This window comes from Aestuariirhabdus litorea (assembly GCF_003864255.1).
In the GTDB taxonomy this organism is placed as follows: domain Bacteria; phylum Pseudomonadota; class Gammaproteobacteria; order Pseudomonadales; family Aestuariirhabdaceae; genus Aestuariirhabdus; species Aestuariirhabdus litorea.
The window spans coordinates 1,352,667-1,377,230 of the sequence record NZ_QWEZ01000002.1 but is presented as its reverse complement, the minus strand read 5'-3'; the positions used below and the strand labels follow the sequence as shown (position 1 = coordinate 1,377,230).

The 24,564-nt window shown below is 60.9% G+C and carries 31 protein-coding genes; 8 read left to right on the top strand and 23 right to left on the bottom strand.

What is annotated here, in order from left to right; translation table 11 throughout:
- Window positions 1-15: 15 nt before the first annotated feature.
- From hisS to trmJ, 16 genes are all read right to left on the bottom strand, one after another.
- Complete coding sequence (gene hisS, locus D0544_RS16520; RefSeq protein ID WP_207905912.1) at window positions 16-1,296, bottom strand: histidine--tRNA ligase; 1,281 nt, start codon at window positions 1,294-1,296, stop codon at window positions 16-18.
- A gap of 69 nt (window positions 1,297-1,365) precedes the next feature.
- Window positions 1,366-2,478, bottom strand: a complete 1,113-nt coding sequence (gene ispG, locus D0544_RS16515) for a flavodoxin-dependent (E)-4-hydroxy-3-methylbut-2-enyl-diphosphate synthase (protein ID WP_125018112.1) — start codon at window positions 2,476-2,478, stop codon at window positions 1,366-1,368.
- Between the two features lie 4 nt (window positions 2,479-2,482).
- Complete coding sequence (locus D0544_RS16510; RefSeq protein ID WP_125018110.1) at window positions 2,483-3,490, bottom strand: RodZ domain-containing protein; 1,008 nt, start codon at window positions 3,488-3,490, stop codon at window positions 2,483-2,485.
- Window positions 3,483-4,247 (bottom strand): type IV pilus biogenesis/stability protein PilW, encoded by a 765-nt coding sequence (gene pilW, locus D0544_RS16505; protein WP_125018108.1) that lies wholly within the window; start codon window positions 4,245-4,247, stop codon window positions 3,483-3,485. The genes D0544_RS16510 and pilW overlap by 8 nt, the downstream gene beginning before the upstream one ends.
- A 37-nt stretch (window positions 4,248-4,284) precedes the next feature.
- Window positions 4,285-5,424 (bottom strand): dual-specificity RNA methyltransferase RlmN, encoded by a 1,140-nt coding sequence (rlmN, locus tag D0544_RS16500; protein ID WP_125018106.1) that lies wholly within the window; start codon window positions 5,422-5,424, stop codon window positions 4,285-4,287.
- A 35-nt stretch (window positions 5,425-5,459) separates the two neighbouring features.
- Complete coding sequence (ndk, locus tag D0544_RS16495; RefSeq protein WP_125018104.1) at window positions 5,460-5,891, bottom strand: nucleoside-diphosphate kinase; 432 nt, start codon at window positions 5,889-5,891, stop codon at window positions 5,460-5,462.
- 144 nt (window positions 5,892-6,035) lie between these two features.
- Window positions 6,036-6,230: a Fe-S cluster assembly protein IscX gene (gene iscX / locus D0544_RS16490; RefSeq protein ID WP_125018102.1), complete on the bottom strand. Its 195-nt coding sequence runs from the start codon at window positions 6,228-6,230 to the stop codon at window positions 6,036-6,038.
- 27 nt (window positions 6,231-6,257) lie between these two features.
- Window positions 6,258-6,596, bottom strand: coding sequence for an ISC system 2Fe-2S type ferredoxin (fdx, locus tag D0544_RS16485; protein WP_125018100.1), 339 nt, complete (start codon window positions 6,594-6,596; stop codon window positions 6,258-6,260).
- 2 nt (window positions 6,597-6,598) lie between these two features.
- A complete protein-coding gene (gene hscA / locus D0544_RS16480) occupies window positions 6,599-8,455 on the bottom strand; it encodes a Fe-S protein assembly chaperone HscA (RefSeq protein ID WP_125018098.1) in 1,857 nt (618 codons plus the stop codon).
- A gap of 12 nt (window positions 8,456-8,467) precedes the next feature.
- The gene (gene hscB / locus D0544_RS16475) at window positions 8,468-8,998 is read right to left on the bottom strand and encodes a Fe-S protein assembly co-chaperone HscB (protein ID WP_125018096.1); all 531 of its coding nucleotides are present in this window, start codon (window positions 8,996-8,998) and stop codon (window positions 8,468-8,470) included.
- A 23-nt stretch (window positions 8,999-9,021) separates the two neighbouring features.
- Window positions 9,022-9,345, bottom strand: a complete 324-nt coding sequence (gene iscA / locus D0544_RS16470; RefSeq protein ID WP_125018094.1) for an iron-sulfur cluster assembly protein IscA — start codon at window positions 9,343-9,345, stop codon at window positions 9,022-9,024.
- Between the two features lie 31 nt (window positions 9,346-9,376).
- Entirely contained in the window at window positions 9,377-9,760 is a 384-nt protein-coding gene (gene iscU / locus D0544_RS16465; protein ID WP_125018092.1) for a Fe-S cluster assembly scaffold IscU, read from the bottom strand.
- Window positions 9,761-9,831: 71 nt separating this feature from the next.
- Complete coding sequence (locus D0544_RS16460) at window positions 9,832-11,046, bottom strand: IscS subfamily cysteine desulfurase (RefSeq protein ID WP_125018090.1); 1,215 nt, start codon at window positions 11,044-11,046, stop codon at window positions 9,832-9,834.
- A gap of 40 nt (window positions 11,047-11,086) precedes the next feature.
- On the bottom strand, window positions 11,087-11,569 hold the full coding sequence (gene iscR / locus D0544_RS16455) for a Fe-S cluster assembly transcriptional regulator IscR (RefSeq protein WP_125018088.1): 483 nt from the start codon (window positions 11,567-11,569) through the stop codon (window positions 11,087-11,089).
- A 153-nt stretch (window positions 11,570-11,722) separates the two neighbouring features.
- Complete coding sequence (gene cysE, locus D0544_RS16450; protein ID WP_125018086.1) at window positions 11,723-12,526, bottom strand: serine O-acetyltransferase; 804 nt, start codon at window positions 12,524-12,526, stop codon at window positions 11,723-11,725.
- Between the two features lie 3 nt (window positions 12,527-12,529).
- Entirely contained in the window at window positions 12,530-13,282 is a 753-nt protein-coding gene (gene trmJ, locus D0544_RS16445) for a tRNA (cytosine(32)/uridine(32)-2'-O)-methyltransferase TrmJ (protein WP_207905911.1), read from the bottom strand.
- Between the two features lie 186 nt (window positions 13,283-13,468).
- Here trmJ and D0544_RS16440 point away from each other — a divergent pair, with 186 nt between their 5' ends.
- From D0544_RS16440 to D0544_RS16430, 3 genes are all read left to right on the top strand, one after another.
- A complete protein-coding gene (locus tag D0544_RS16440) occupies window positions 13,469-14,281 on the top strand; it encodes an inositol monophosphatase family protein (RefSeq protein ID WP_125018082.1) in 813 nt (270 codons plus the stop codon).
- 117 nt (window positions 14,282-14,398) lie between these two features.
- A complete protein-coding gene (locus tag D0544_RS16435) occupies window positions 14,399-14,968 on the top strand; it encodes a pseudouridine synthase (protein WP_207905944.1) in 570 nt (189 codons plus the stop codon).
- A 35-nt stretch (window positions 14,969-15,003) separates the two neighbouring features.
- Complete coding sequence (locus tag D0544_RS16430) at window positions 15,004-15,768, top strand: lipopolysaccharide kinase InaA family protein (RefSeq protein ID WP_125018078.1); 765 nt, start codon at window positions 15,004-15,006, stop codon at window positions 15,766-15,768.
- Window positions 15,769-15,790: 22 nt separating this feature from the next.
- Here D0544_RS16430 and D0544_RS16425 read toward each other — a convergent pair whose 3' ends face one another.
- Together D0544_RS16425 and D0544_RS16420 are read right to left on the bottom strand one after the other, a co-directional pair.
- On the bottom strand, window positions 15,791-16,363 hold the full coding sequence (locus D0544_RS16425; RefSeq protein ID WP_125018076.1) for a DUF1439 domain-containing protein: 573 nt from the start codon (window positions 16,361-16,363) through the stop codon (window positions 15,791-15,793).
- Window positions 16,351-16,932 carry a uracil-DNA glycosylase family protein gene (locus D0544_RS16420; RefSeq protein WP_125018074.1) on the bottom strand — a complete coding sequence of 194 codons (582 nt, stop codon included), beginning with the start codon at window positions 16,930-16,932 and terminating at the stop codon, window positions 16,351-16,353. Before D0544_RS16420 ends, D0544_RS16425 begins: the two co-directional genes overlap by 13 nt.
- A 131-nt stretch (window positions 16,933-17,063) precedes the next feature.
- On the opposite strand from D0544_RS16420, the gene D0544_RS16415 reads away from it, so the two are divergent.
- Window positions 17,064-17,624 (top strand): cytochrome b, encoded by a 561-nt coding sequence (locus D0544_RS16415; RefSeq protein WP_125018072.1) that lies wholly within the window; start codon window positions 17,064-17,066, stop codon window positions 17,622-17,624.
- 10 nt (window positions 17,625-17,634) lie between these two features.
- Window positions 17,635-18,204: a YceI family protein gene (locus D0544_RS16410; protein WP_125018070.1), complete on the top strand. Its 570-nt coding sequence runs from the start codon at window positions 17,635-17,637 to the stop codon at window positions 18,202-18,204.
- Between the two features lie 35 nt (window positions 18,205-18,239).
- On the opposite strand, the gene D0544_RS16405 is transcribed toward D0544_RS16410, so the two are convergent.
- The 4 genes from D0544_RS16405 to mnmL form a co-directional block, all read right to left on the bottom strand.
- The gene (locus D0544_RS16405) at window positions 18,240-18,617 is read right to left on the bottom strand and encodes a hypothetical protein (RefSeq protein WP_125018068.1); all 378 of its coding nucleotides are present in this window, start codon (window positions 18,615-18,617) and stop codon (window positions 18,240-18,242) included.
- Between the two features lie 142 nt (window positions 18,618-18,759).
- On the bottom strand, window positions 18,760-19,659 hold the full coding sequence (locus tag D0544_RS16400; protein ID WP_125018066.1) for a U32 family peptidase: 900 nt from the start codon (window positions 19,657-19,659) through the stop codon (window positions 18,760-18,762).
- 24 nt (window positions 19,660-19,683) lie between these two features.
- Entirely contained in the window at window positions 19,684-20,679 is a 996-nt protein-coding gene (gene ubiU / locus D0544_RS16395; RefSeq protein ID WP_125018064.1) for a ubiquinone anaerobic biosynthesis protein UbiU, read from the bottom strand.
- 21 nt (window positions 20,680-20,700) lie between these two features.
- The gene (gene mnmL / locus D0544_RS16390; RefSeq protein WP_125018062.1) at window positions 20,701-21,618 is read right to left on the bottom strand and encodes a tRNA modification radical SAM protein MnmL/YtqA; all 918 of its coding nucleotides are present in this window, start codon (window positions 21,616-21,618) and stop codon (window positions 20,701-20,703) included.
- 154 nt (window positions 21,619-21,772) lie between these two features.
- Between mnmL and ubiT the strand changes: the two genes are divergently transcribed.
- Window positions 21,773-22,294, top strand: a complete 522-nt coding sequence (gene ubiT / locus D0544_RS16385) for a ubiquinone anaerobic biosynthesis accessory factor UbiT (protein WP_164880957.1) — start codon at window positions 21,773-21,775, stop codon at window positions 22,292-22,294.
- Window positions 22,295-22,403: 109 nt separating this feature from the next.
- Window positions 22,404-22,610, top strand: a complete 207-nt coding sequence (locus D0544_RS16380) for a DUF6316 family protein (RefSeq protein WP_125018058.1) — start codon at window positions 22,404-22,406, stop codon at window positions 22,608-22,610.
- A gap of 19 nt (window positions 22,611-22,629) precedes the next feature.
- Here the strand turns inward: D0544_RS16380 and moaA are convergent, their stop codons facing one another.
- Complete coding sequence (gene moaA, locus D0544_RS16375) at window positions 22,630-23,625, bottom strand: GTP 3',8-cyclase MoaA (protein ID WP_125018056.1); 996 nt, start codon at window positions 23,623-23,625, stop codon at window positions 22,630-22,632.
- Window positions 23,626-23,839: 214 nt separating this feature from the next.
- On the opposite strand from moaA, the gene D0544_RS16370 reads away from it, so the two are divergent.
- Window positions 23,840-24,550, top strand: a complete 711-nt coding sequence (locus D0544_RS16370; protein ID WP_125018054.1) for a Crp/Fnr family transcriptional regulator — start codon at window positions 23,840-23,842, stop codon at window positions 24,548-24,550.
- The last annotated feature ends 14 nt before the right edge of the window (window positions 24,551-24,564 follow it).

Here is a 24,564-nt window from a genome sequence, read left to right as displayed (position 1 = left end):
CTTGGGGCAGCCGGCTTACGCCAGCTGCTGGTTCAAAAGATTCTGGGTCTGTTCCAGGGTAAGGGCCTGCTGGGGCTCGTCCCGGTCCTGGTATTTTACGCCGATCCGGCGTGAGCTCACCTCATCGTCGCCCACAATCAGGGCGATCGGGGCACCGCTGCGTGCGACCTTCTTCATCTGGCTTTTGAAGCTGCCTCCACCGCAGTTCACCACCAGCCGCAGAGAAGGTACCGCAAGGCGCAGCTGCTCGGCAACCGTGAGGGCATAACTGCTGCAGTTCTCGCCCAATACCAGCAGGTAGGCGTCCACCTGGTGGTGCACTTCGGCCGGGATCAGCTGCAGGGTTTCCAACAGCAAAATCAGGCGCTCCACCCCCATGGCAAAGCCCACTGCGGGTACCGGCTTGCCCCCCAACTGCTCGACCAGGCCATCGTAACGCCCGCCAGCACACACCGTGCCCTGGGCGCCCAATTCGGTGGTGACCCACTCGAACACAGTCTTGCCGTAGTAATCGAGGCCACGCACCAGGCGCGGATTGACCACGTAGGCCACCCCGGCCTCATCGAGCATCGCCTTCAGCGCGGAGAAATGGAGCTGGGACTCCTCGTCGAGGTAGTCACTCAACACCGGCGCCCCCTCCAACAACTGCTGGGTGGTTTCGTTCTTGGAGTCGAGGATCCGCAGCGGATTGCTGTCGAGGCGACGACGGCTGTCATCATCCAGTGCCTCCAGATGGCCCCGCAGGTACTCCACCAAAGCCTCGCGGTAACGTTTGCGGTCAGCGGCGGTACCCAGGGAGTTCAGCTCCAGGCGCACGTGGTCGAGGATCCCCAGCTCGCGCCACAGGCGCGCGCTCATAAGGATCAGCTCGGCGTCGATATCGGGCCCCTCCATGCCGAAGGTTTCCACTCCCACCTGATAAAACTGGCGGTAGCGCCCCTTCTGCGGCCGTTCGTGACGGAACATGGGGCCGTAGTACCACAGGCGCTGGGTCTGGTTCTGCAGCAACGAGTGCTGCTGGGCCGCCCGCACACAGCCGGCAGTTCCCTCCGGGCGCAGGGTCAGGCTGTCACCGTTGCGGTCGTCAAAGGTGTACATCTCCTTCTCGACGATGTCGGTCACCTCGCCGATCGAGCGCTTGAACAACTCGGTGGGCTCCAGAACCGGCATGCGGATCTCCTGGTAGCCGGTGCTGGCCAGCACCCCACGTACCTTCTGTTCAAAGTATTGCCACACAACCGTTTGTTCCGGCAGCAGGTCATTCATGCCACGAATGGCTTGCAGCTGTTTCGCCACAGTTTTCCCCAACCTAAAAATAGGCGAGCAATGCTCACCTGAGTTCAACACCCACAAAAGACGACTCTGTCAGCCCTTGGCAATAACGGACGCCGCCTCCTGCTCTTTTTGCTTTACCTTCTCCCGGATGGTGCGCTCGAGGTCATCCACCAGGGTTTCATTTTTGAACTTGTACTCGGGCTTGCCGGAGACATACACCAGGTTATTGGGTGTACCGCCGGCCAACCCCACATCCACTTCGCGCGCTTCACCAGGACCGTTGACCACACAACCGATCACCGCCACATCCAGCGGCACGCGGACATCTTCCAGCCGCATCTCCAACTCGTTCATGGTCTTGACCACATCGAAGTTCTGCCGTGAACAGCTGGGACAGGCGATAAAGTTGATCCCCCGCGAGCGCAGCTTGAGGCTCTTGAGGATATCAAAACCCACCTTGACCTCTTCAACCGGATCCGCCGCCAGAGACACCCGCAGGGTGTCTCCGATACCGTCCATCAGCAGCATACCCAGCCCCACGGCCGATTTAACCGTCCCCGAGCGCAACCCACCTGCCTCAGTGATCCCCAGGTGCAGCGGCTGCTCGATCTGGCCGGCCAGCTGGCGATAGGCGGCAACCGTCATGAACACATCGGAAGCCTTGAGGCTCACCTTGAAGTCCGGGTAGTTCAGGCGGTCAAGGATATCGATGTGGCGCAGGGCTGATTCCACCATTGCCGCCGGGGTGGGCTCGCCATATTTTTTCTGCAGGTCTTTCTCCAGGGAACCGGCGTTGACCCCGATACGGATCGGAATCCCCTTGTCCCGCGCGCTTTCCACCACCGCTCGCACGCGGTCCTCGCGGCCGATATTGCCGGGGTTGATGCGCAGGCAGTCAACACCGTACTCAGCGACCTTGAGGGCGATCTGGTAATCGAAATGGATATCAGCCACCAGGGGTACCTCGACCCGCTGGCGAATCCGGCCGAACGCCTCAGCCGCCTCCATGGAAGGCACCGACACACGTACGATATCAGCGCCAGCTTCCTGCAGCTGCAGGATCTGGCCTACGGTAGCCTCTACGTCGCAGGTTTCGGTATTGGTCATACTCTGCACCGAAATCGGTGCATCGCCCCCTACAGGGACCTTACCGACGAAGATCTTGCGCGACAGGCGTCGCTTAATCGGGGATTCACTGTGCATACAACTACTCGCTACCCAGCCTCAGATTGGCAATATTTCCACGGGTATAATCAGACAGCGGGACCGGAGCACCGTCATATTCAAAGCGCGCTACCGCATCCACATTGCCCAAAAGAATGCGAACCGGCTCATTCACGCGAATAGAAACAGGTGAGTCGCTACTGCGCAGGGAGGCGACCATCACGGTGCCGCTCTCACCCCGTACCTCAACCCAACACTCTGCATTGAAGTCGATAGCAAGCAGTGTTCCCGTCGCAGCTTCGCTGCCGGCTACCGCCGCCGAGGCCTCTTCCAGGGTGACAGGCTCACCCCCCTCCGACGGTTGGCCCTCCCCGGTCACCAGGACGGCCGTCTCCAACGGGTCAACCACAATCACTTCGCTCTCTTCCACGACCTCGAGGGACAAGACCGGGTCTTGCGTAAGGGGAAGCGGCGGCTGCTCAGCCACCGGCTCCGTGTTCGCCAGCTCTATGATCTCCACCCGCTCGCTCACTACCTCAACGGCGGCTGGCGTGAGGGTTTCAGTGGCGATCACCACCGACCCTGGCTCACTCACCTCCGCCGTCTGCGGGCCCTGCTGGGATTGCCACCAGTAGATTGAAGCCAGCACCAGCGCCGCAAACAGCAGCCAGGAGATCCAGCGCAGTCCGGAAGAGGTGGGAGGCTTGATGGGCCGCAGCGGCACCGTCGCACTGTTATAACTGGGAGTTTGCTCGCCGACAAACGCGTCAAACTGGCGAATCATCTCTGCCGGGTCCAGTTCGACCAGATGGGCATAGCCGCGGATATAGCCACGGGTAAAGGTGAGGCCCGGCAGGCGATCATAGGCGCAGCTATCCAACGCCCTGACATAATCAACTGTCACTTTCAGCCGATCTGCAACCATCTCTTCGGTGAGTCCAAGCTTTTCGCGGGCTGCCACCAAAAGATCGCCCGGTGTAGGTCCTATGACCTCGGATGCGGCATCTACCGACTCGTCCACGGAGTCATCTTTCAGCGATTCGTCAGTCATTGGCCTTCATCTCCTCGTACTGCGCCAGCTCTTCGGAGCCGGGGAAGAAGCGGCCAAGCTGCAGGGCATAGCTGGCCTCACGATCCTTGTCTGAAAACACCCGGGCTAGCCGAATACCGAGCAGCAACGAGCGCGAGGTTTGCGCTGCAAACTCAAGGAAGCGCTCGTAGCTTCCGAGGGCTTCGTTATAGCGACGCTGGTTGTAATAGAGTTCGGCGAGTTCAAGGCTGGCAACCGGCAGGCCGCGTTCGAGGCGGACGGCGCGCAGAAAATACTCCTCCGCCTTCTGCTCATTGCCCAGTTTCAACTCACAAAGACCCAGCACCTGGAAGCTGATACTGCGTCGTGTGTAGCGAATGTTCTCCGCCGCGACCAGCAGGTGGCTGATCGCCTCCTTGTACTGCTGCTGGCGATAGAGAAAAGAACCAAAGTTGTGCTGGATATCGGAAGCGTTGGAGTTGATGGAGAGCGCGCGCTCATAATTGTAGCGGGCCTGCTCATGGTCTCCCTCAATCTGGTAGACAATGGCCAGTACCGAATAGGCCTCCGCCGAACGTCTGTCCAGCTCCAGGGCACGATTAAGGGGCTCAATGGCGCGGACTGTATAACCTTCCTGGATATAGGCTTTGGCGAGGCGAATGTTATCCGCCAACTCCTTTTCGGGGTCAGCATCTCGACCCGGCGTGTATCCATACTCATGGGTAACGCAGCCACCCAGTAGCACCAGCACAGCCAGCGCTGCCAGATTCGATCTCATTCGTAAACTCCCCCGCTTACGTTTATGGTTCTCATTATTATACGGATCTGACTGTAATCAGGTTATCGGGTTCCACCCTGCTCTGTTGATAGCGTGCACTACGTCGGGTGCGATCCTGAACCTCTCCGGCCAACTGGCCACAAGCCGCCTCAATATCGTCACCCCGGGTTTTGCGGATGGTGGTGTTGTAACCCGCCTCCTGCAACTGACGCTGGAACCGGTGCAGGCTATTGTTGCTCGGCCTGCGGTAGTTTGACAGAGAAAAGGGGTTAAACGGTATCAGGTTGATCTTGCAGGGAATCCCCCGCAGCAGCTCGATCAACTCGGCAGCGTGTTCAGACCGATCATTTACGCCGTCGATAAGGGTGTACTCGATGGTAATACGTCGACTCTTGTCACTCAGCCCCTGGATGTAACCCACGCAGGCGGGCAACAACACCTCCAGTGGATACTTCTTGTTGAGCGGCACCAGCTGGTCGCGCAGGGCGTTGTTGGGGGCATGCAGTGACAGCGCCAGGGAGACATCGGTTACTTCCGACAGGCGCTTGAGCGCCGGCACCACTCCGGAGGTACTCAGGGTCACCCGTCGCTTGGAGATGCCGTAACCCAGATCATCCATCATCAGGGTCATTGCATCGACCACATTATCAAAATTGAGCAGCGGCTCACCCATCCCCATCATCACCACATTGGTGATGGAGCGACCGACCTTGGCCGGCTCATTGTTGAGCGAGCAGGCGGCAATCCACACCTGCCCTATGATCTCGGCCGCCGTGAGGTCAGAGTCAAACCCCTGCTTGCCGGTTGAGCAGAAACTGCAATCGAGAGCGCAGCCTGCCTGGGAGGAGACGCAGAGGGTACCGCGTCCATCCTCGGGAATAAAAACGGTCTCCACACAGCTTCCGCTGGTGACCCGTACCACCCACTTGCGGGTGCCATCGCCGGAGATGTTCTCCGACACCACCTCGGGAGCGCGAATCTCTGCCACCCGGGCCAGTTTTTCACGCAGGGATTTCCCGAGGTTGGTCATCTTCTCGAAATCATCGATACGATGGTGGTGAATCCATTTCATCACCTGTTCGGAGCGAAACTTCTTTTCACCAATAGAGAGGAAAAAAGCTTCCATCTTCTCCCGGGTCAGGCCCAGCAGGTTGGTTTTTTGAAGCGTCTCAGACATGGAATTCACCACCGGGGTATCGAGCCTGCGCTCGCTTAGCGAGTGCGCGGGCAAACCTCTTCGTCTTTGAAGAAGTAGGAGATTTCACGGGCTGCAGAAGCAGCGGAGTCGGAACCGTGAACGGCGTTTTCGTCGATGGACTCGGCGAAGTCAGCACGGATGGTACCGGCGGCGGCTTCCTTGGGGTTGGTGGCGCCCATCAGGTCGCGGTGCGCGGCCACGGCGTTCTCACCCTCGAGGACAGAGACCACCACGGGACCGGAGGTCATGAAGGCAACCAGGTCACCAAAGAAGGGACGCTCTTTGTGCTCAGCGTAGAAACCTTCCGCCAGCTCCTGGGAAAGGTGCAGCATCTTGGCACCAACCACCTTCAGCCCGTTGGACTCAAAACGGCTGTAGATCTTGCCAATCACGTTCTTGGCAACAGCATCGGGCTTGATAATGGAAAGGGTACGTTCAACGGCCATGAATCGGGCTCCATAAAAGAAAAATGATTAAACAAATAGCAGAAAAGCCAAACCCGCAATTATACGCAGTTTTGGCTTAAAAGAATACGCTAGGCGCGTAAGGGGTTTCCGAAGCCAGCCCCTTGCGGCGGCCAGCCCCGGGGCTCAGTCGGCTTCGTCTATCCAGGCCGCCTGAATCGCTTCCAGCACCTTTTCACCACAATGGGCCGGGTCATCATCAAAGTCATCCAGGGCCAGCACCCAGCCCCTCAAATCCACAAAGTTGACGTAGCGCGGGTCCACCTCGGGGTGCGCCTCCGACAGCTCAATGGCAATATCCTGCACATCGGTCCACTTCATGCTCTACTCCAGCGGCCACGGGCCCGGTTAATGATTCTCGGATACCTGGTTGATGGTGTATTTGGGGATCTCGATCACCAGGTCCACCTCACCCACCACCGCCTGGCAGCTAAGGCGCGACTCCGGCTCCAGCCCCCAGGCCTTGTCGAGCATATCCTCCTCCAGCTCGTCAGCCTCCTCCAGGGAGTCGAACCCCTCCCGCACAATCACATGGCAGGTGGTGCAGGCACAGGACTTTTCGCAGGCGTGCTCAATCTCAATTCCTTCGGCCAGGGCCGCATCACACACGGTCACCCCGGGCTCGACCTCAATCACCAGCCCCTCGGGGCAGATCTCATCGTGGGGCAGGAAAATCAGCTGGGTCATACTTAGCTCTCAATCTCATCAATGGAGTGTCCGGCCAGCGCCTTGCGGATACCACTATCCATACGGCGCTGGGCAAACTCGGCGGTCAACTCGGAGAGGTGTTCCACCTGCAATTCAATCGCGCGGCGGTCATCCCCCTCGCGCAGCGCTTTCAGGGCCGCCATATCTGCACGAATGGCCTGCAGTTCGACCTCACTGAGCAACTCGGCATCCGCCACCAGCGCACTCTCCAGCGCCTCCAGCAGGCGATCCGCTTCCACCTGCTGCTCCGCCAGCATGCGCGCATCCCGGTCTTCGGCCGCGTGGCTGTAGGAAGCCTTGAGCATACCGGCGATCTCGCCATCGGAAAGCCCGTAGGAGGGCTTCACCTGCACACCCGATTCCACCCCACTGGTGAGTTCGGTGGCACTGACATTGAGCAGCCCGTCGGCATCCACCTGGAAGGTGACCCGGATACGGGCGGCGCCAGCGGCCATGGGGGGAATCCCCTGCAGTACGAAGCGCGCCAGTGAACGATTGTCGGCGATCAACTCCCGCTCCCCCTGCAGCACATGGATCGCCATAGCGGTCTGCCCATCCTTGAAGGTGGTGAACTCCTGCGCCCGCGCCACCGGGATGGTGGTGTTGCGGTGAATCACCTTCTCCATCAACCCCCCCATGGTCTCCAGACCGAGGGAGAGAGGAATCACATCCAGCAGTAACATATCATCGGTAGACTTGTTGCCCGCCAGCAAATCCGCCTGGCGCGCCGCCCCGATCGCCACCACGCGGTCGGGGTCGATATCGATCAGGGGCTGCTTGCCGATCCACTGGGCCACCCGCTCGCGAACTCTCGGTACCCGTGTGGAACCCCCGACCATCACCAGGTTACGCACCTCATCAGCACTCACCCGGGCATCGCGCAGCGCTCGCTTGCAGGCCCGCAGGGTCTGGTCGATCAAGGGGTCCACCAGCGCATTGAATTGCTCGCGCTCCAGCTCACCGCTCCAGTCGCCAAAGGCGACCCCGACACGGGTGGCGTCACTCAGGGCCAGCTTGGCCCGACAGGCCTCATTCAGCACCTGGCGCTGGGTGGCGGCATTGAGTGTGGTCTCATCCACCCCCGCCTGCTGCAGAATCCAGCTGGCGATGGCGTGGTCAAAGTCGTCACCACCGAGGGCGGAGTCGCCGCCGGTGGCCAACACCTCAAACACTCCGCGGGTCAGGCGCAGAATGGAGATATCAAAGGTGCCTCCGCCCAGGTCGTAGATCGCGACCACCCCCTCCTCGTCGTTATCGAGGCCATAGGCCACGGCGGCCGCGGTGGGCTCATTAAGCAACCGCAGGACGTTCAGCCCCGCCAGCTTGGCGGCATCTTTGGTGGCCTGGCGCTGGGCTTCATCGAAGTAGGCCGGCACGGTAATCACCGCCCCCACCAGATCTCCGCCAAGGGTCTCCCTGCCACGCTCGGCCAGCACCCGCAGGATCTCGGCCGATACCTCGACCGGAGAACGATCCCCCTGACGGGTACGGATAAAGGGCATCCCTTCACCCGCGCTGAACTCGTAGGGCATTACCCCTCCCAGGGAGCGCAGGTCCTTAACCCCACGCCCCATCAGGCGCTTTACCGAGATAATGGTGTTATGCGGATCCTGGGCAGCGTACTCGCGGGCCTGGGCACCCACCAGCACCGATTGATCACCGTAGTGAACCACCGACGGCAGCAGGTGTGAGCCACCCTTGCAGGGAAGGGTATCGGCCACGCCACTGCGTACCGTTGCGACCAGCGAATTGGTGGTGCCCAGATCGATGCCTACCGCCAGCTTGTGCTGATGCGGCTGCGCGCTCTCTCCCGGTTCTGATATCTGTAGTAACGCCATGCCCTGTCCGAATTAGTAATCGTCTAACAGCTCATCTTCGAGCTGATCCAATTGCTCCTGCAGCTTATCCACAAACTGCATTTTCATTACCAGCGACTCCGCCTGCTCAAGCGCTTTCGCCTCGCCCTGCCAGAGTTCAGAGAACTGCGCCTGAAAGCGCCCCATCTGGCTATCCGCCTCGCTCCGCAGCGCCTCCAGGTCAGCCTCGGAGCGGCTGCTGCGCAGCTCATCCAGCGCTTCGCGCCACTCCATCTGCTGCATCAGGAAGGCGGCATCCATCACGGTATTGTTTTCCAGCCGGGGCTCGATGCCGCGGCAACGCAACAGGTAAATGGCCCGGGGGACCGGCGCCTTCAGGGTCTGGTAGGCGTCATTCACGTGGGCCGCGTACTGCACCGACAGGCGCTGGTCGCGCTCATTGGCCGCCGCGTGGCGGTCGGGGTGAACCACCTGCTGCAACTCACGAAAACGGGTAGCCAGCTGCTGCTGGTCCAGCTGGTAGCTGCGCGGCAGCCCGAACAGCTCGAAGTAATCTTCCTGCATCAAGGGCTCTCGCTTAGCGGCACTCAGACGCTGAAACTCTCACCGCAACCGCACTCGCTGGCGGCCTGCGGATTATTGAATTTGAAGCCTTCGTTGAGCCCCTCCTTGACGAAATCAAGCTCGGTGCCATCGATATAAACCAGGCTCTTGGGGTCGACCACGACCTTGACGCCGTTGCAGTCAAACACTGCATCCTCCTCCTGGGTTTCGTCAACAAACTCCAAGACGTAGCCCATTCCGGAACATCCAGTGGTTTTGACTCCGACGCGAATTCCCACCCCCTTGCCCCGATTCTCAAGGAATCGAGCCACATGGTTGGCGGCGGCCTCGGTCATAGTAACAGCCATAGTCTCCCCCTCAGCTGATCGGATTTAACGATCAGGATTTGTGCTTTTCACGATAATCTTTAACGGCGGCCTTGATCGCATCCTCGGCCAGAACCGAGCAGTGGATCTTGACCGGCGGCAACGCCAGCTCTTCAGCGATCGCCGTGTTTTTAATCTGCTCGGCCTCATCGAGGGTCTTGCCCTTCATCCACTCGGTCACCAGTGAGCTGGACGCAATGGCCGAGCCGCAACCGTAAGTCTTGAAGCGCGCATCCTCGATGATGCCCTGCTGGTCCACCTTGATCTGCAGGCGCATCACATCGCCGCAGGCGGGTGCACCCACCATACCGGTTCCCACATCGGGATCATCGGCATCGAGCTTACCCACATTACGAGGATTCTCGTAATGGTCGAGTACCTTGTCACTGTAAGCCATGATTAACTCCTCAGTTTTATCTTGTCAGGTTGTGTGCACCCCTTAAGGGGTAACTCACTCAAAAGCCAGGCTTAGTGCGCGGCCCATTCCACGGTATTCAGGTCTACGCCATCTTTGTACATATCCCAAAGTGGCGACAGTTCGCGCAGTTTGCTCACTGCGTCTCGTACTTTTTGCGCCGCAAAATCCACCTCCTCTTCGGTCGTGAAACGACCAAAGCTGAAGCGCAGGGAGCTGTGGGCCATCTCATCGTTCAGCCCCAGCGCCCGCAGTACATAGGAGGGTTCAAGGCTGGCCGAGGTACAGGCCGAACCGGATGAGACCGCCAGGTCCTTGAGGGACATGATCAGGGACTCACCCTCGACGAAATTGAAGCTGACGTTGAGGTTCCCGGGCACGCGCTGCTCGGCATCTCCGTTGAGGAACACCTGCTCCATATCGGAGACCTGGCGCCAGAAACGCTCCTTCAGCTGGTGCACGTGCTCGTTGTCCTTGGCCATCTCCTCACGAGCCAGGCGGAAGGCTTCCCCCATACCCACGATCTGGTGGGTCGGCAGGGTACCGGAACGCATACCACGCTCGTGACCACCGCCGTGCATCTGGGCCTCGATCCGCACCCGCGGCTTGCGCCGCACGTAAAGGGCACCGATCCCCTTGGGACCATAGATCTTGTGGGCCGAGAAGGAGGCCAGGTCCACCTTCATGGTCTCCATGTCGATCGCCAGCTTGCCGGCGCTCTGGGCGGCATCCACATGCAGCAGCACCTTGTGCGCACGGGTGATCTCGCCGATGGCGGTAATGTCATTGATCACGCCAATCTCGTTGTTGACGTGCATCAGTGACACCAGGATAGTGTCTTCGCGCAGGGCGTCGGCCACCGCCTGGGGCTGGATGATGCCGTTGGCATCGGGTTCCAGATAGGTGACTTCGAACCCTTCACGCTCGAGCTGGCGACAGGTATCCAGCACCGCCTTGTGCTCAATCTTGGAGGTGATGATGTGCTTGCCCTTCTTCTGGTAGAAGTGGGCTACCCCCTTGATCGCGAGGTTGTCAGACTCGGTGGCTCCCGAGGTCCAGACAATCTCGCGGGGGTCGGCGTTGATCAGGTCGGCGACCTGGCGGCGCGCAGTCTCGACCGCCTCTTCCGCCTTCCACCCGAACAGGTGGGAGCGCGAAGCGGGGTTGCCGAAGTTACCGTCTGCGGTGAGGCACTCCACCATCTTCTGCGCGACACGCGGATCAACCGGCGTGGTGGCAGAGTAATCAAAATAAATAGGCAGTTTCATCTACATAGATCTCCAATCCTGAATCAAGGTCGCCCCGGCGCTAGTTCAGCGATGAGGCTTCAATACGTCCCAGCATGTGGCTCTCATCAGCGCACTCCTGGCGGGCGGCCACCGAACGCACGTCGCTTCGACGAACCAGGTCCGCGAGGGTGATACCGCAAAGGAAGCTGTGAATCTGGGCACTCAGGTCGCACCACAGGTGGTGGGTCAGGCAGACATCGCCCTGCTGGCAATCCCCACCGCCACTGCAGCGGGTAACATCAACCGACTCATTAACCGCGTCGATCACCTGGGCCACATCAATGGTGCCACTGGCGCGACTCAGGCGATAACCACCACCCGGTCCACGTACGCTGCTGACCAGCTCATGGCGGCGCAGCTTCGCAAACAGCTGCTCCAGGTAGGAGAGCGAAATACCCTGGCGCTGGGAAATATCCGCCAGAGCGACTGGTCCATTGTCGGCGTGCAACGCCAAGTCCAGCATCGCTGTGACCGCATAGCGACCTTTAGTGGTTAAACGCATTAGAGATACCCCGCCGTGTCAGATTTACAACCCCATAGTCTAGGGTGAATTCTGCAATAACCGAGTAAGACAGTCAAGTATTTAACCTGACAGGGCAGAAAAGGATGACTGATCGAGGTCAAGAGCGCGCATAATATCAGCTTCCGGGACCGATTACTCCGCCTCAGCCCCCTTTCGCGCGCTGCCACTCTCTTTCACCGCCTCAAAGTCTTCATCCTTCAACTCAGGCAGGGCATTGTCGCAGTTCTTTATACCAAGCTCTTTTAGACCTTCGCACATCACCCCGATGCGGGCATCAACGGCGTGCAGATGGTCAAGAATCCCCCCCATCGCCCGGGCCACGGGATCGGGCATATCCTCGGTTACGCCGTAAGCATCGAAGCCGATCTTCTCCGCCATCGCCTTACGTCGTGCCTGCAGGGGATCCTCGGCAGCACGCTGGTCACGGGGCGGTATGATACGCCCGGGAATGCCGACCACCGTCGCGCCAGCGGGGACCGCCTTGGTCACCACCGCGTTCGATCCCACTTTGGCCCCCGCCTCAACGGTAAAGGGACCCAGCACCTTGGCGCCCGCCCCCACCACCACCCCGTCCCCCAGGGTCGGGTGGCGCTTGCCCTTGTTCCAGCTGGTTCCCCCCAGGGTTACCCCCTGGTAAAGGGTGACGTCGTCGCCGATCTCGGTGGTCTCACCGATCACCACACCAAGGCCGTGATCGATAAAGAAACGGCGCCCGATACGCGCCCCCGGGTGGATCTCAATCCCCGTCAGCCAGCGCGCAAGGGTAGAGATAAAGCGCGCCAGCCATTTGAAACCGGCATTCCACAGCCAGTGACTGAGTCGATGGATCAGCAGGGCATGCAACCCGGGATAGCAGGTCAACACCTCGAAGGTGTTACGGGCCGCCGGGTCGCGGTGAAAGACACTGGAAACATCCTCTCGCAGTCGCTCGAACATGGCTTACTCTTCCGTGGGTGGTGTGGGGGGCTGACGCAGGCTGCGCTGGGTCTCGCTGAGCACGCCGCGCAATATATTAACCTCAATCTTGTCCAGCCGCTGGCGACTGTAGAGGCGACGCAGGCGGGTCATCACCTGGCCGGGGTTGGCGGGATCGATAAAGCCGATCTGCCGCAGCACCTCCTCAAGGTGACCGTAATACCCCTCCAGCTCAGCCGCCGTAGCGTACTCGGCATCCCACTCGTTGGGCACCGAAAGCGCATCTTGCGCCGCCAGCTGCGCCATTCGAAGCTCATAGCTGAGCACCTGCACCGCCGCCCCCAGGTTGAGGGAGCTGTAGTCGGGCATGGAGGGGATATGCACATGGTAGTGGCAGCGAGCCAGTTCGTCGTTGGTCAAACCCCGCTCTTCCCGCCCAAATACCAGAGCCACCTTGTGACGACGGGACTCCGGCAGCACCCGCTCGGCGCATTCGCGGGGGTTGAGCAAGGGCCAGGGGATCTTGCGCCCCCGCGCGCTGGTGCCTACCACCAGGGCGCAGTCGGCAATCGCCTCATCCAGGGTGTCGACCACCCGGGCGTTATCCAGCAGGTCGTCCGCACCGGCGGCACGACTGGTGGCGTACTCGTGGGGAAATTGATCCGGAGCGACCAGGCACAGCTGCGACAGCCCCATGGTTTTCATCGCCCTGGCGGCACTACCGATATTGCCTGGATGGGAGCTGTTGACCAGCACCACCAATATATTGTCTGACACCCTGATTCCGTTAAGCCGAGGTTACTAATAGCTGGACATTCTAACAGAGTTGACCGTCTCGCACAGAGGCCGATGCCCGGATGACGATTTTTTCGTCATCCACCGGTTGTCTCTGGTATACTTCCGCGATCCGGCCCGTCGTGGGCCGATTTTGTTCTTTACCACTTACAGACGAATAGACCGACCATGCAACCGATGCTGAATATCGCCCTGCGTGCTGCACGCAAGGCTGGCGAAATCATTGTACGCGCCGCTGAAGACCTCGATACCGTTCAGGTCGCCGAAAAAGGCACCCACGACTATGTTACCGAAGTTGATCGTAACGCCGAACGGGCCGCCATCGCGATTCTCAAAAAAGCCTACCCGGACCACGGTTTCCTGGGCGAAGAGTCGGGCCACCAGCCCGGTAGCGGTACCGGTGCCGATTACCTGTGGATCATCGACCCCCTCGATGGCACCACCAACTTTATCCACGGTGTTCCCCACTATGCGGTCTCTATCGCCTGCCAATATCGCGGCCGCATCGAGCACGCCGTGGTGCTGGACCCCGTTCGTCGTGAAGAGTTTTGCGCCAGCCGCGGCCACGGAGCCCAGCTGAACGGCAAACGCATGCGGGTGAGCAAGCAGAAGCAGATGAACGACGCCCTGATCGCCACCGGTTTCCCCTTCCGTCCCGACCAGATGGAACACCTCGACAGCTACATGGGGATGTTCAAGAGCGTGGCTTCCCAGTCTGCCGGCATCCGCCGTGCCGGTGCGGCCTCCCTGGATCTCGCCTACGTAGCTGCGGGTCGCTACGATGCGTTCTGGGAGTTTGGTCTTAACCAGTGGGATATCTCGGCCGGCAGCCTGCTGATTCAGGAGGCCGGCGGCCTCACCAGCGACTTTGGCGGCGGCCACCGTCACCTCGAAAGCGGCAACATCGTCTGCGGTAACCCCAAGTGCTTCAAGGCACTGCTGCAGGCCATCGCCCCCTTCGTCCCCGCCGCTCTCAAGTAAGCCCGTCGGACCGGCCCCCTGCGGGGCGGCCGGTCTACCCCTTTGCCCGTGAAACGATCCACCCCGACCGCCCGAAAAGCCCCCCGCCGCGCCAGCCGTCCCGCCCAGGCGCGCCCCCTGCTGTGGCTCCTCAACAAGCCCTACCTGGTACTGACCCAGTTTCGTGACAGCGAGGGGCGTGCCACCCTGGCTGACTTTATAGACCAGCCGGGACTCTATCCCGCCGGTCGGCTGGACCGCGACAGCGAGGGGCTGTTACTGCTGACCAACGACGGCAAACTGCAGCAGCGCATCGCAGACCCGCGCTTCAAGTTGGAGAAAACCTACTGGGTGCAGGTGGAGGGTGAACCTACGGAGTCAGCCCTGCAGGAGCTGCGGGAGGGGGTGACCCTCAACGATGGCCCCACCCTGCCGGCCCGGGCACGACTGATCGCCCCCCCTGCGGTCTGGCCTCGGGTACCCCCCATCCGCGAGCGCCAGTCGATACCCACCCACTGGATCGAACTCTCCATCCGCGAGGGGCGCAACCGCCAGGTACGCCGAATGACCGCCGCGGTTGGCTTCCCCACCCTGCGCCTGATTCGCTACCGCATCGGCCCCTTCAGTCTCGATGGGCTGGCCCCGGGCCAGAGTCGCAGCGTGGACCCCGCCCTGCTGGGCGGCAACTCTATTGACTCACCCCTGTGATGTGATTAACTGGGCGCCCCAATACGGACAGCACGATGATCAGTACTTTCTGCAACGATAGTTTTCGCGCCACCTTTGCCGACCACCGGCTCGACGACTTTGACGCCCTCTGGAACCTTGAGCTGCCCTGGTTCGAGGAGCCCAACCGGCGTCGCAGCGGCTGGAGCGGAGTGGTACGCCACAGCCTGACCCAGGCCGATGATCGCCCACTCAACCTGTTCATCAAGCGCCAGCAGAATCACAACACCCCCTGCCTCAGGCACCCTCTCAGGGGGGAGCCCACCTTCGCGCGGGAGTATCGCAACATTCTTAAACTGCAGCGCCTGGGGATCCCCTCCATTGAGCCGGTTTACTATGGCGAGCGCCGCCATCAGGGCGACAGCCAGTCGATCCTCATCTCGGTCGCCCTGGATGATCACCAGACCGTCAACGACCTCTACCCGCAGTTGGGGGACCCGCAACCACTGATTGATGCGATCGCCTCCCTGGCCAGCCAGCTCCACCGCCACCGCCTGGCCCACTACTGCTTCTACCCGAGCCACATCTTCGTCGCCGAAGAGGCGTCCGGGGCGCTTAAGCCCCGCCTGATCGACCTGGAAAAGATGCGTTTCGTGCCCCAGCCACAGCGCCGCCCCCTAAAGGATTTTCACACCTTTATCCGGCGCGCGGCCTTTATGGGGGCCGACAACCTCAACCGCCTGCTGCAGGCCTACTGCGAGCGCAGCGACTGCCTGCGCGTCGGCGATAAAGCCTACCAGAGACTGCAAAAACACATAGATAAGCTGGACTACTCAAACTGAGCACCCGTCTAGCCGGGCTGCCTCAGGGACTCGCCTCCCCCACGGAAAGCAGCTGCAGGGCGTCAGTATCGATCGCCAGGGCTGATATCTGGCCGGGATTCGGCAGCTCCTGCTCCGACAGCTGGTAGATCGCCAACTCTTCCAGCGCCTCGGCAACCCGCTGCCCTAACACCTCCTGCAGGGGGAGATGGACCGCAGCCACCTCGGTTTCGATCGTGAACCGCTCTATCCTCACCTGCAGGGGGTAGAGCGCCCGCTCATCGGGAACCAGCCCCAGGCTACCCAGGGCTTCGAGACTAAAGAGTACCGGATCGGTCAGGGCGGTACCGCCAAACTCAATATCGAAGTCGCCCGTCACCCGGTAGAGCACCTCACCCTCCCCCAGCAGGTCAAGGCTGACCCCGGTCACGTACAGCTGTGCCCGAGACCCCAGCATCAACTCCAGATTGAGCAGCCGGGGCTCCCGATACTGGGTCAGTAAACGCTCATTCAGCTGCTGCTCCGTGATACGTAGCGGTGTCGCCCCATGGCCACAGGCGGCCACCAGCAGAAACACCCACAGTCCCCTCAACCAACCCGGTCTTACGCTAAACACCCTGCTACCTCCTTTCTCAGCCGAGGAACCACCTGCTCCTCAAACCAGGGGTGGCGCTGCAACCACCGATTGTTACGGGGCGATGGGTGGGGAAGGCAGAAAAACCCCGTTGCGGGATCACTGTTGCGCACTGCATCGCTCACCCGCCCGGCCGCGCTTCCCAGATAGTAGTCCTGTGCGTAGCGTCCTACCAGCAGAGTCAGCCTGATCGACGGCATCTGCGCGAGTAGCGCCTGATGCCACAAGGGCGCGCATTCGGGCCGGGGCGGTCGATCCCCTCCCCTTCCCCGCCCCGGGTAACAGAAGCCCATGGGCACAATGGCGACCCGCTGCGGGTCGTAAAAACGCTCCGCCGTAAGCCCCATCCAGTCCCGCAACCGCTGACCACTGGCGTCGTTCCAGGGGATTCCGCTCTCATGCACCCTAAGACCCGGTGCCTGCCCGATGATCAACAATCGCGCCCGCGCATCGGCCACCACCACCGGCCGAGGCCCCAGAGGCAGCGAGGCGGCACACCGCTGGCAAGCGCCTATATCCCTTAGCAGGTCAACCAACAGCCGTGACTCCATCGCTCCACCCTAAACCGACCCATGCCGGTTGTTCAAATAATCTGATCAATTACTCCAATTCTTTTTATTATAACGCCACCGGGGCATCGATTATGATGCCGGCATACCCCGCTCCCGGAGGCCTTCACCCCATGCTCAGAAACAGCTCTCTCCACTATGGATGGATCAGCATCATCCTGCACTGGCTTAGCGCTGTCCTCATTGTTGGGCTTTTTGGGCTGGGGCTGTGGATGACCGAACTGGGCTATTACGACCCCTGGTACAAGCGGGGGCCCGATCTGCACCGAAGCCTCGGCCTGCTCCTGTTTGCACTGATACTGATGCGCTGGCTATGGCGCCAGCTCAACCCCGTACCACTTCCAGAGCGGAGCCTCAAACCCTGGGAGGTCGCCGCAGCCGAATGGGCCCACCGCGCGACCTACCTGCTGCTGATCGCAATCGCCATCAGCGGCTACCTGATCACCACGGCCAAAGGGGACCCCATCTGGCTGTTTGACTGGTTCGCTGTCCCTGCCCTGTTTGGCGAGGTCAAGGGGATGGAAGATATCGCCGGGGAGGTTCACCTCTTGCTGGCCTGGACACTGGTGGTGCTGTCGGCGGTGCACGCCCTGGCCGCTCTCAAGCACCACTTCATGGATGGTGATAACACTCTAATCCGAATGCTGGGCATCCGCTCCCGGCGCAACCAATGAGGAATAACTGATGATTCGTAAACTTGGACTCTTCTGCGCATCGCTGCTGCTGGCCACCCCCCTGTGGGCCGCCGACTACCAGATCGACACCAAAGGGCAGCACGCTTTTATTCAATTCCGTATCCAGCACCTGGGCTATAGCTGGCTATATGGCCGCTTCGATGATTTCGACGGCACCTTTGCCTATGACGAAGCCGCTCCCGCCAACAGCGCGGTTGAGGTAACCATCAATACCGCCAGCATCAACAGCAACCACGCCGAGCGCGACAAGCACCTGCGCAGCGAGGATTTCCTCTTTGTGGAGAAATTCCCCCAGGCAAAGTTTGTCAGCACCGAGGTCAAACCCGGCCCCGACGGATCAGCCACCATTACCGGCAACCTGACCCTGCGCGGTGTAACCCGCCCGGTGACCATCGCCGCCGAGAGCATTGGGGGCGGCCAGGATCCCTGGGGGGGCTACCGCCAGGGGTTCCTCGGCACTACCGTTCTGACACTGAAGGACTTCGGTATCAATTTTGACCTGGGTCCAGATGCCACCCAGGTAGAGCTGACCCTCTCAGTGGAAGGCGTCCGCCAGTGATATCGGAATAATCGACCCTGCCGACGCCAACCGGGCTACTGCTGGGTTGGCGTTTGAGCCCCGGCCAGCTGTTCACTATCGTGACTGTTGGCCAGGCGCCGCCAATCCTCCAGCAACGCCTTGAGCATCACCTGCTGACCGGGACAGGTCCCGGAACCCCAGCCTCCCGCCTTGGCCAGGCAACTCACCACCAACTCCAGCTCCTCAGCGCTCAACTGCACCCTGAAGTGCTCTGACAGGCTTTCACACCCCTCGCCCGTTGGTCTCGGCACCGAAACCCCATTGAGGATATTCTGGATACGCAGCGCCAGCCGGGGACGCGGCTTTCGCAACACCTTGAAGGTCAACCGCAACGCGCTCTCGCTGAAGATACCGGGTCGACGGCAGAAGCGAAGATACTGTTCCCTGTTCATCATCCTGTTCCCTAAGCCTGACCACAGGCCCCTGAACCCCTCACTTCCCTAGGATAGACCTCGACAGAGACAGCTGCCCAACCGCGGGCAAAAAAAAACGGCAGGTCCAGCCCGCCGTTTTTTATCCAGTGACCCGGAAAGACTAGGCCAACGCCTCCGGGGGGCGGGTCAGCATGCCCGGCTGGCCAAACCAGTATCCATTGCACTCATCGTCGGCCACCGCGGGAATCGCCTGCGGGCGTCCATCGATGGCGTCACGGTACTGCTGCAACAGAGGGGTCATGTCGCCGCTGCGGGGGCTCACCCGCACCACATCGACACCGATTTCGCGCATGCGCTCCACCTCGCCCAGGAGGTTGTAGACATCGCCGGATAGGGTCTGGATGCCGTTGATGGTAAACACCGACTGCTCCTCCTGGCTACGCATCGCTAGCCCTTCAGGGTAGTCGAGGCAGACAAAGCGGCAGTCATCCTTGGGCAGGTTACGGCTGCGGGCGGTGAAGCAGCGCGCGGAGAACGCCAGCGGCAGGTGGCCATAGGCAAACACCTCGGTCTCAATGGCGTCAGCAAAGCCCTGCTGGCGGGCCCCTTCCAGAATCTGCGCCAGGGTGTTGGCGGACAGCTCCACCGGCATCACCCAGCGCTTCAGCCCCTGCTGGTGCAACAGCTTGAGGGTAGCGGCGTTGTAGATGTTGATTGAGGAACCGGCCACAAAGGGCAACCCCTTGCCAGAGAGCAGCTGCACCCCCGCCATGTCGTTGGCCTCCACCAGCAGGCCATCGTTATCGCAGATTTTACGCAGGGTTTTGATCTCCGACTCCGCCTCCAGCAAAGCCAGGGTAGAGAGCACCACCTGTTTGCCTGCGGCGGCCAGCTGGCGCGCCAGCTCGATCCAGTCGTCGGTTTTCAGCTCACGGCGCTTGGAGCAGACGGTTTCCCCCAGATAGATAATATCCGCCGGAGACTCGCTCATCTGCTGGTAGAAATCCTGTACTTTTTGCCGAGGCCAGAAGTAGAGAATGGATCCGATCGATAGTTGCATAGTCATCACTCTCGAGATTAAGGGTTACTGCCAGGGGCGCGAATAGGCGCCCAGGGTGGTCTGGGAGCCTTCCGACACATTCGCCAGCACGCTCATCCACTCCGCCCGGGGCTGGAAGCCGGCGGGGTTGGCGGCGTAAGCGTCGAGGGCCTGACGCCAGACACTCACCACCTGTTCCACATAGGCGGGGCTCCGCTGCCGTCCCTCAATCTTGACCGCCTTCACCTGGTTCGCCACCAACTGGGGGATCAGCTCGATGGTGTTGAGGCTGGTGGGCTCCTCCAGTGCGTTATAGGTGTTCTGCTCCACCTCGAAGCGCCCCTTGCAGAGGGTGGGATAACCGGCGTTTTCCCCCTTGCTATAACGGTCGATCAATACCCCGTTGAGACGCGACTCCAGCACCTCACCCTTTTGCTCCCAGCGCACCGCCTTGGCCGGTGAGCAGGCGCCACAGGTGTTGGGCGACTCGTCGGTGATGTAGGAGGAGAGGTGGCACCGCCCTTCCGCCATAATGCAAAGGCTGCCGAAGGCAAACACCTCCAGCTCAACAGGGCTGTGCTCGGCCACGTGCCTGACCTGGGCCATCGACAGCACCCGCGGCAGAACCGCGCGGCGGATATTGAACTGGCGCTGGTAAAAGCGCAGTGCCTCATAGTTGGTGGCCGACCCCTGCACCGACAGGTGCAGGGGCAGCTCCGGGTGCTTCTCGGTGGCGTACCCCAGAACCCCCATGTCGGCGGCGATCACCGCATCGGCCTTGAGGTCGGCAGCGATGTCGACCGCCCGCTGCCAACGCTCCCAGCCCTCGGGCTGGGGGTAGGTATTGATGGCGACAAACAGCTTTACATTGCGCTCACGGGCGTAGTCGAGGGCCCGCAACGCCTTCTTGTCATTGAAATTGAGGCCGGCAAAATGGCGTGCATTGGTATCATCCTTGAACCCGATGTATACCGCATCGGCGCCGTTATCCACGGCGGCTTTCAGAGCGGGGAAACTGCCCGCAGGACATACTAACTCCATCCTCTACTCCCGTTGTTTGTGTCAGGCCGCGCCTTGGGCCCGGCATATCGAGGCATAGTGCAGGCGATCATGGATCGCATTCAGCACAGCCCATTTTTGGCTACACCAGAGGGGCGCCAGCAGAAGATCCTTCGATGCGGTGCCCGTCAGGCGGTGATAGATGATCCCGGCCGGCGTCTGTTGCACCATCGCCACGGCCGTATCCACATAGTCGTCGAATGCCAGCGGCTGGTACTCCCCCTGCCGCCACTGCCGGGCCAGCTGCGTCCCCTTCACCACATGCAGCGGATGCAGCTTGAGGCCGTCGGTGCCCACCTCCAGCACCCGCGCCAGCGATTGCAAACTGTCCCTCCGACGCTCTCCCGGCATCCCCACGATCAGGTGGGTACAGAGGTTAAGGCCGCGCTGGCGGGCGCGGCGGGCGCTGTCAGCGTATTCAGCCCAGCCGTGGCCACGGTTAACCTGCGCCAGGGTATGGTCGTTGGCCGACTGCAGTCCCAGCTCCAGCCACACCTCCAGCCCCCGGTCACGGTATTCACAGAGCAGGTCCAGCACCGGATCGGGGACGCAATCGGGACGGGTCCCCACCGACAGTCCGACCACGTCGGGGTGCTCCAGGGCCTGGTCGTAAAGTGCCCGCAACTGCTCAATCGCCGCATAGGTGTTGGTATACGCCTGGAAGTAGGCCAGGTAGTGGCGTGCACCGGTGCGCTTGAGGATCACCCTCTTGCCCGCCTCCAGCTGCTCGATCACGCTTGGGGGACGCCGGCCATTGGGGTTAAAGGTGGCGTTGTTGCAGAAGCTACAGCCCCCCAGCCCTTTGCTTCCATCGCGGTTTGGGCAGGTGAAGTCGGCATTGATGGTCAGTTTATGGACCTTATGCCCATACTTGCGCTGCATGGCCGCACCAAAGGTGTTGACGTAATTGGGCAACTGCATGCGAAACAGACCTGATCTTCCGAGGGTTTCTACCGAGCACCACAGGGTAACAAAGAGAAGCTGGAGGCTAATTGATTTGCATCAAGGCGCCACCAAGGCTATGGCCTACAATTCACCGTTTACCCTAACACCCACTGTTTCTCAGGAGTCCCGCATGATCCTTGCCCAGCTTGGCCGCCTGCCCCGCCCTCCCGCGCCCGCTGCCGTGGTACGCAAACTGCCGGTACTGGCCGCCCGCGGCGCCTCCCTGGTTCCTTTTCGCCTGCAAAAAGCGGTCATTGCCCGGGTATTACAGCAGGTGTTTCGCGAATCCCTGGAAGATGGGGACTTCGAGTTCCTCGAGGGGCACTGCGTGCGGGTCAGCATCACCGATGCCCAGCTGAGCTGGTACCTCACCTTTGAGGAGGGGCAGCTGCGCCTGTTGCCGATGGCCGATGCCGATGCCAGCATCAGCGGCAACCTGTGTGAGTTCCTGCTGTTGGCCAGCCGCAAGGAGGACCCGGACACCCTCTTCTTCCAGCGCCGCCTGCTGATCGAAGGGGACACCGAAATCGGGCTTGAGATGAAGAACGTGATGGACAACATCGATCTCGACTCCCTGCCCCGCTACCTGCGCAGCGCCCTCGACCACGCCACCGACCTGGTGTGCCGCCTGCAGGCCGAATCAGCGGCCTGACCCACTCTCCAGACGGGCAAAGGGTCCAAAAAACAGCACACCAGGGCTAGTGACGCCCGGCAGAGGGGGCTACACTGTAGGAAGGCCCGTCAAAAGAGAAGGATTCTCTATGGACTATCGATCCGGCGAAGGTGAACGCACCTGGTTTCGCAGTGAACGCTTCCTGTGCATGAACGGTGAGTGGTATTTCATTACCCGTGAGGGCTCCCAGGAGGGACCCTACCGCTCCCAGGCAGAGGCGGAGCGGGATCTCTGCATCTACATCCGCCACCAGAACGACCAGATGCTGCAGGCCAGCATCAAACCGACCGGTTAGCGGAAGCTTCGACGGCGAGCTAACCGCCAGTCATATTCATAAAGCGAACAATCTCCACTTCCCCCTCGGCGCTGAAGAAGTGGCGCTCGGGTTTAAGCTCCATGGCGCTGTGCAACTCCTCCTTAAGCCGCTCAATATCACCGGGATAGCGCCTCACCACGGCCCGCAGGTCAGTGGAATGCTCATTACCCAGGCAGAGCAGCAGGCGCCCCTCCGAGGTGACCCGCACCCGGTTACAGTCGCCGCAGAAGTTGTGGCTGTGGGGGGAGATAAAGCCCACCCGGGTCGGGTGGTCGGCAAAGTGGTAGTATCGGGAGGGGCCACCGCTATTTTCGGTGCTGGCCACCAACTCGAACTGCTCGCCGATCAGCTCCCGCACCTGCTCACTGGTGCAGAGGGTTTCACCCCGATGGTGCTCGTCGATATGCCCCAGCGGCATCTCCTCGATAAAGCTGATATCGACCCCCTGGTCACGGGCAAAACGCACCAGGGGCACCACCTGGTCGTCATTGCGCCCCTTCATAATCACCGCGTTCAGTTTGATGCGGGGGAAGCCGGCCGCACGGGCGGCCTCAATCCCCTCCAGCACCCGCTCCAGCTTGCCGGTGCGGGTAAGCTGGGTGAACTGCACCGGGTCGAGGGTATCGAGGCTGATATTCACGCTTTTGAGACCGGCTGCCTTCAGTTCCGGAGCCAGCTTAGGCAACTGCGAGCCGTTGGTGGTCATCGCCAGGTTGGTGATGCCGGGCAGGGCACCGAGGTCACGCACCAGGTGCATCACATTGTTGCGAACCAGCGGCTCACCACCGGTCAGGCGAATCTTGTTCACCCCCAGCTCACTGAACGCTCGCCCGATCAGGGCCATCTCCTCCAGTGTGAGCACCTGCTCGCGGGGCAGGAAGGTCATCTCTTCGCCCATGCAGTAGACGCAGCGAAAATCACAGCGATCGGTCACCGACATTCGTACGTAGGTAACCTCGCGACCAAATCGGTCAATCAATCTGTTCCCTTTCATAGTGCATCCCGGAGGTCAGGTTAGAGGCTATGGGCCCGCCTATGGCAGGGTCGGGCTCCAGCCCTTAACCTTACCATGCGCTTGTCGCGAGCGCCCTTAGCTTAAGGAATAAGACTACTCTCCCCCTTGACTCTCATCAACTCCCGTCGAGTGCGGGCCGAAACAACGCCCCACCGTTGGCGCCTCTCCCCTATCTGTGTGACCATAGGATGCTTTGACAGGATCACTCAATCGTAGCGAAATGGACAACCTTACCCCCTATTACCGCCTCCTCAAAAGCCACCACCTGTTTACCGGCTTCAGTGACAAGGAGCTGCAACACCTGCTGGCCGAATGCCACCTGAAGAAGCTGGCGAGGGATGAGTGGTTGTTTCACCAGGGCGACCCGGCCCCCGCCTTCTACTTCGTCATCGACGGCTCCATCAAGCTGTTTCGCACCAACCGCGATGGCAACGAGAAGATTATCGAGGTGATCAATAACCACGAAACCTTCGCCGAAGCGATCATGTTCTCCGGGCAGCACAACTACCCGGTCAATGCCCAGGCCCTCAAGGCCTCGACGCTGCTGGCGATCGCCTGCACCCGCTACATCGACTGCATCACCCGCCACCCCCAGCAGGCCCTGGCACTGGCGGCCCGGCTGAGCCAGCGCCTGCACGCGAAGATCAACGAGATCGAAACCCTGAGCCTGAAAAACGCCACCCACCGGGTGGTGCGCTTTTTGATCAACGGCATCACCGACAACCTCAGCCGCGAACCGGTGGTCGAGTTGGAGATCCCCAAGCGCCTGGTGGCCTCACGCCTGTCGATACAGCCGGAGACCTTCTCCCGTATCCTGCACCACCTGGCGGATGAAAAAATCATCCATATCAAGGGCAAGCTGATCACCATCCTCGACCTGGAACGCCTGCTGCATTACGAGTAAGCGGGCCCGCCGCA

What these genes read in the sequence shown, in the direction of transcription:
- ispG (WP_125018112.1), bottom strand. Translation starts at nt 2,478, where the DNA reads ATGCACAGTGAATCCCCGATTAAGCGACGCCTGTCGCGCAAGATCTTC.
- D0544_RS16510 (WP_125018110.1), bottom strand. Translation starts at nt 3,490, where the DNA reads ATGACTGACGAATCGCTGAAAGATGACTCCGTGGACGAGTCGGTAGAT.
- pilW (WP_125018108.1), bottom strand. Translation starts at nt 4,247, where the DNA reads ATGAGATCGAATCTGGCAGCGCTGGCTGTGCTGGTGCTACTGGGTGGC.
- rlmN (WP_125018106.1), bottom strand. Translation starts at nt 5,424, where the DNA reads ATGTCTGAGACGCTTCAAAAAACCAACCTGCTGGGCCTGACCCGGGAG.
- ndk (WP_125018104.1), bottom strand. Translation starts at nt 5,891, where the DNA reads ATGGCCGTTGAACGTACCCTTTCCATTATCAAGCCCGATGCTGTTGCC.
- iscX (WP_125018102.1), bottom strand. Translation starts at nt 6,230, where the DNA reads ATGAAGTGGACCGATGTGCAGGATATTGCCATTGAGCTGTCGGAGGCG.
- fdx (WP_125018100.1), bottom strand. Translation starts at nt 6,596, where the DNA reads ATGACCCAGCTGATTTTCCTGCCCCACGATGAGATCTGCCCCGAGGGG.
- hscA (WP_125018098.1), bottom strand. Translation starts at nt 8,455, where the DNA reads ATGGCGTTACTACAGATATCAGAACCGGGAGAGAGCGCGCAGCCGCAT.
- hscB (WP_125018096.1), bottom strand. Translation starts at nt 8,998, where the DNA reads ATGCAGGAAGATTACTTCGAGCTGTTCGGGCTGCCGCGCAGCTACCAG.
- iscA (WP_125018094.1), bottom strand. Translation starts at nt 9,345, where the DNA reads ATGGCTGTTACTATGACCGAGGCCGCCGCCAACCATGTGGCTCGATTC.
- iscU (WP_125018092.1), bottom strand. Translation starts at nt 9,760, where the DNA reads ATGGCTTACAGTGACAAGGTACTCGACCATTACGAGAATCCTCGTAAT.
- D0544_RS16460 (WP_125018090.1), bottom strand. Translation starts at nt 11,046, where the DNA reads ATGAAACTGCCTATTTATTTTGATTACTCTGCCACCACGCCGGTTGAT.
- iscR (WP_125018088.1), bottom strand. Translation starts at nt 11,569, where the DNA reads ATGCGTTTAACCACTAAAGGTCGCTATGCGGTCACAGCGATGCTGGAC.
- cysE (WP_125018086.1), bottom strand. Translation starts at nt 12,526, where the DNA reads ATGTTCGAGCGACTGCGAGAGGATGTTTCCAGTGTCTTTCACCGCGAC.
- D0544_RS16440 (WP_125018082.1), top strand. Translation starts at nt 13,469, where the DNA reads ATGCAACCGATGCTGAATATCGCCCTGCGTGCTGCACGCAAGGCTGGC.
- D0544_RS16430 (WP_125018078.1), top strand. Translation starts at nt 15,004, where the DNA reads ATGATCAGTACTTTCTGCAACGATAGTTTTCGCGCCACCTTTGCCGAC.
- D0544_RS16420 (WP_125018074.1), bottom strand. Translation starts at nt 16,932, where the DNA reads ATGGAGTCACGGCTGTTGGTTGACCTGCTAAGGGATATAGGCGCTTGC.
- D0544_RS16415 (WP_125018072.1), top strand. Translation starts at nt 17,064, where the DNA reads ATGCTCAGAAACAGCTCTCTCCACTATGGATGGATCAGCATCATCCTG.
- D0544_RS16410 (WP_125018070.1), top strand. Translation starts at nt 17,635, where the DNA reads ATGATTCGTAAACTTGGACTCTTCTGCGCATCGCTGCTGCTGGCCACC.
- D0544_RS16405 (WP_125018068.1), bottom strand. Translation starts at nt 18,617, where the DNA reads ATGAACAGGGAACAGTATCTTCGCTTCTGCCGTCGACCCGGTATCTTC.
- D0544_RS16400 (WP_125018066.1), bottom strand. Translation starts at nt 19,659, where the DNA reads ATGCAACTATCGATCGGATCCATTCTCTACTTCTGGCCTCGGCAAAAA.
- ubiU (WP_125018064.1), bottom strand. Translation starts at nt 20,679, where the DNA reads ATGGAGTTAGTATGTCCTGCGGGCAGTTTCCCCGCTCTGAAAGCCGCC.
- mnmL (WP_125018062.1), bottom strand. Translation starts at nt 21,618, where the DNA reads ATGCAGTTGCCCAATTACGTCAACACCTTTGGTGCGGCCATGCAGCGC.
- ubiT (WP_164880957.1), top strand. Translation starts at nt 21,773, where the DNA reads ATGATCCTTGCCCAGCTTGGCCGCCTGCCCCGCCCTCCCGCGCCCGCT.
- D0544_RS16380 (WP_125018058.1), top strand. Translation starts at nt 22,404, where the DNA reads ATGGACTATCGATCCGGCGAAGGTGAACGCACCTGGTTTCGCAGTGAA.
- moaA (WP_125018056.1), bottom strand. Translation starts at nt 23,625, where the DNA reads ATGAAAGGGAACAGATTGATTGACCGATTTGGTCGCGAGGTTACCTAC.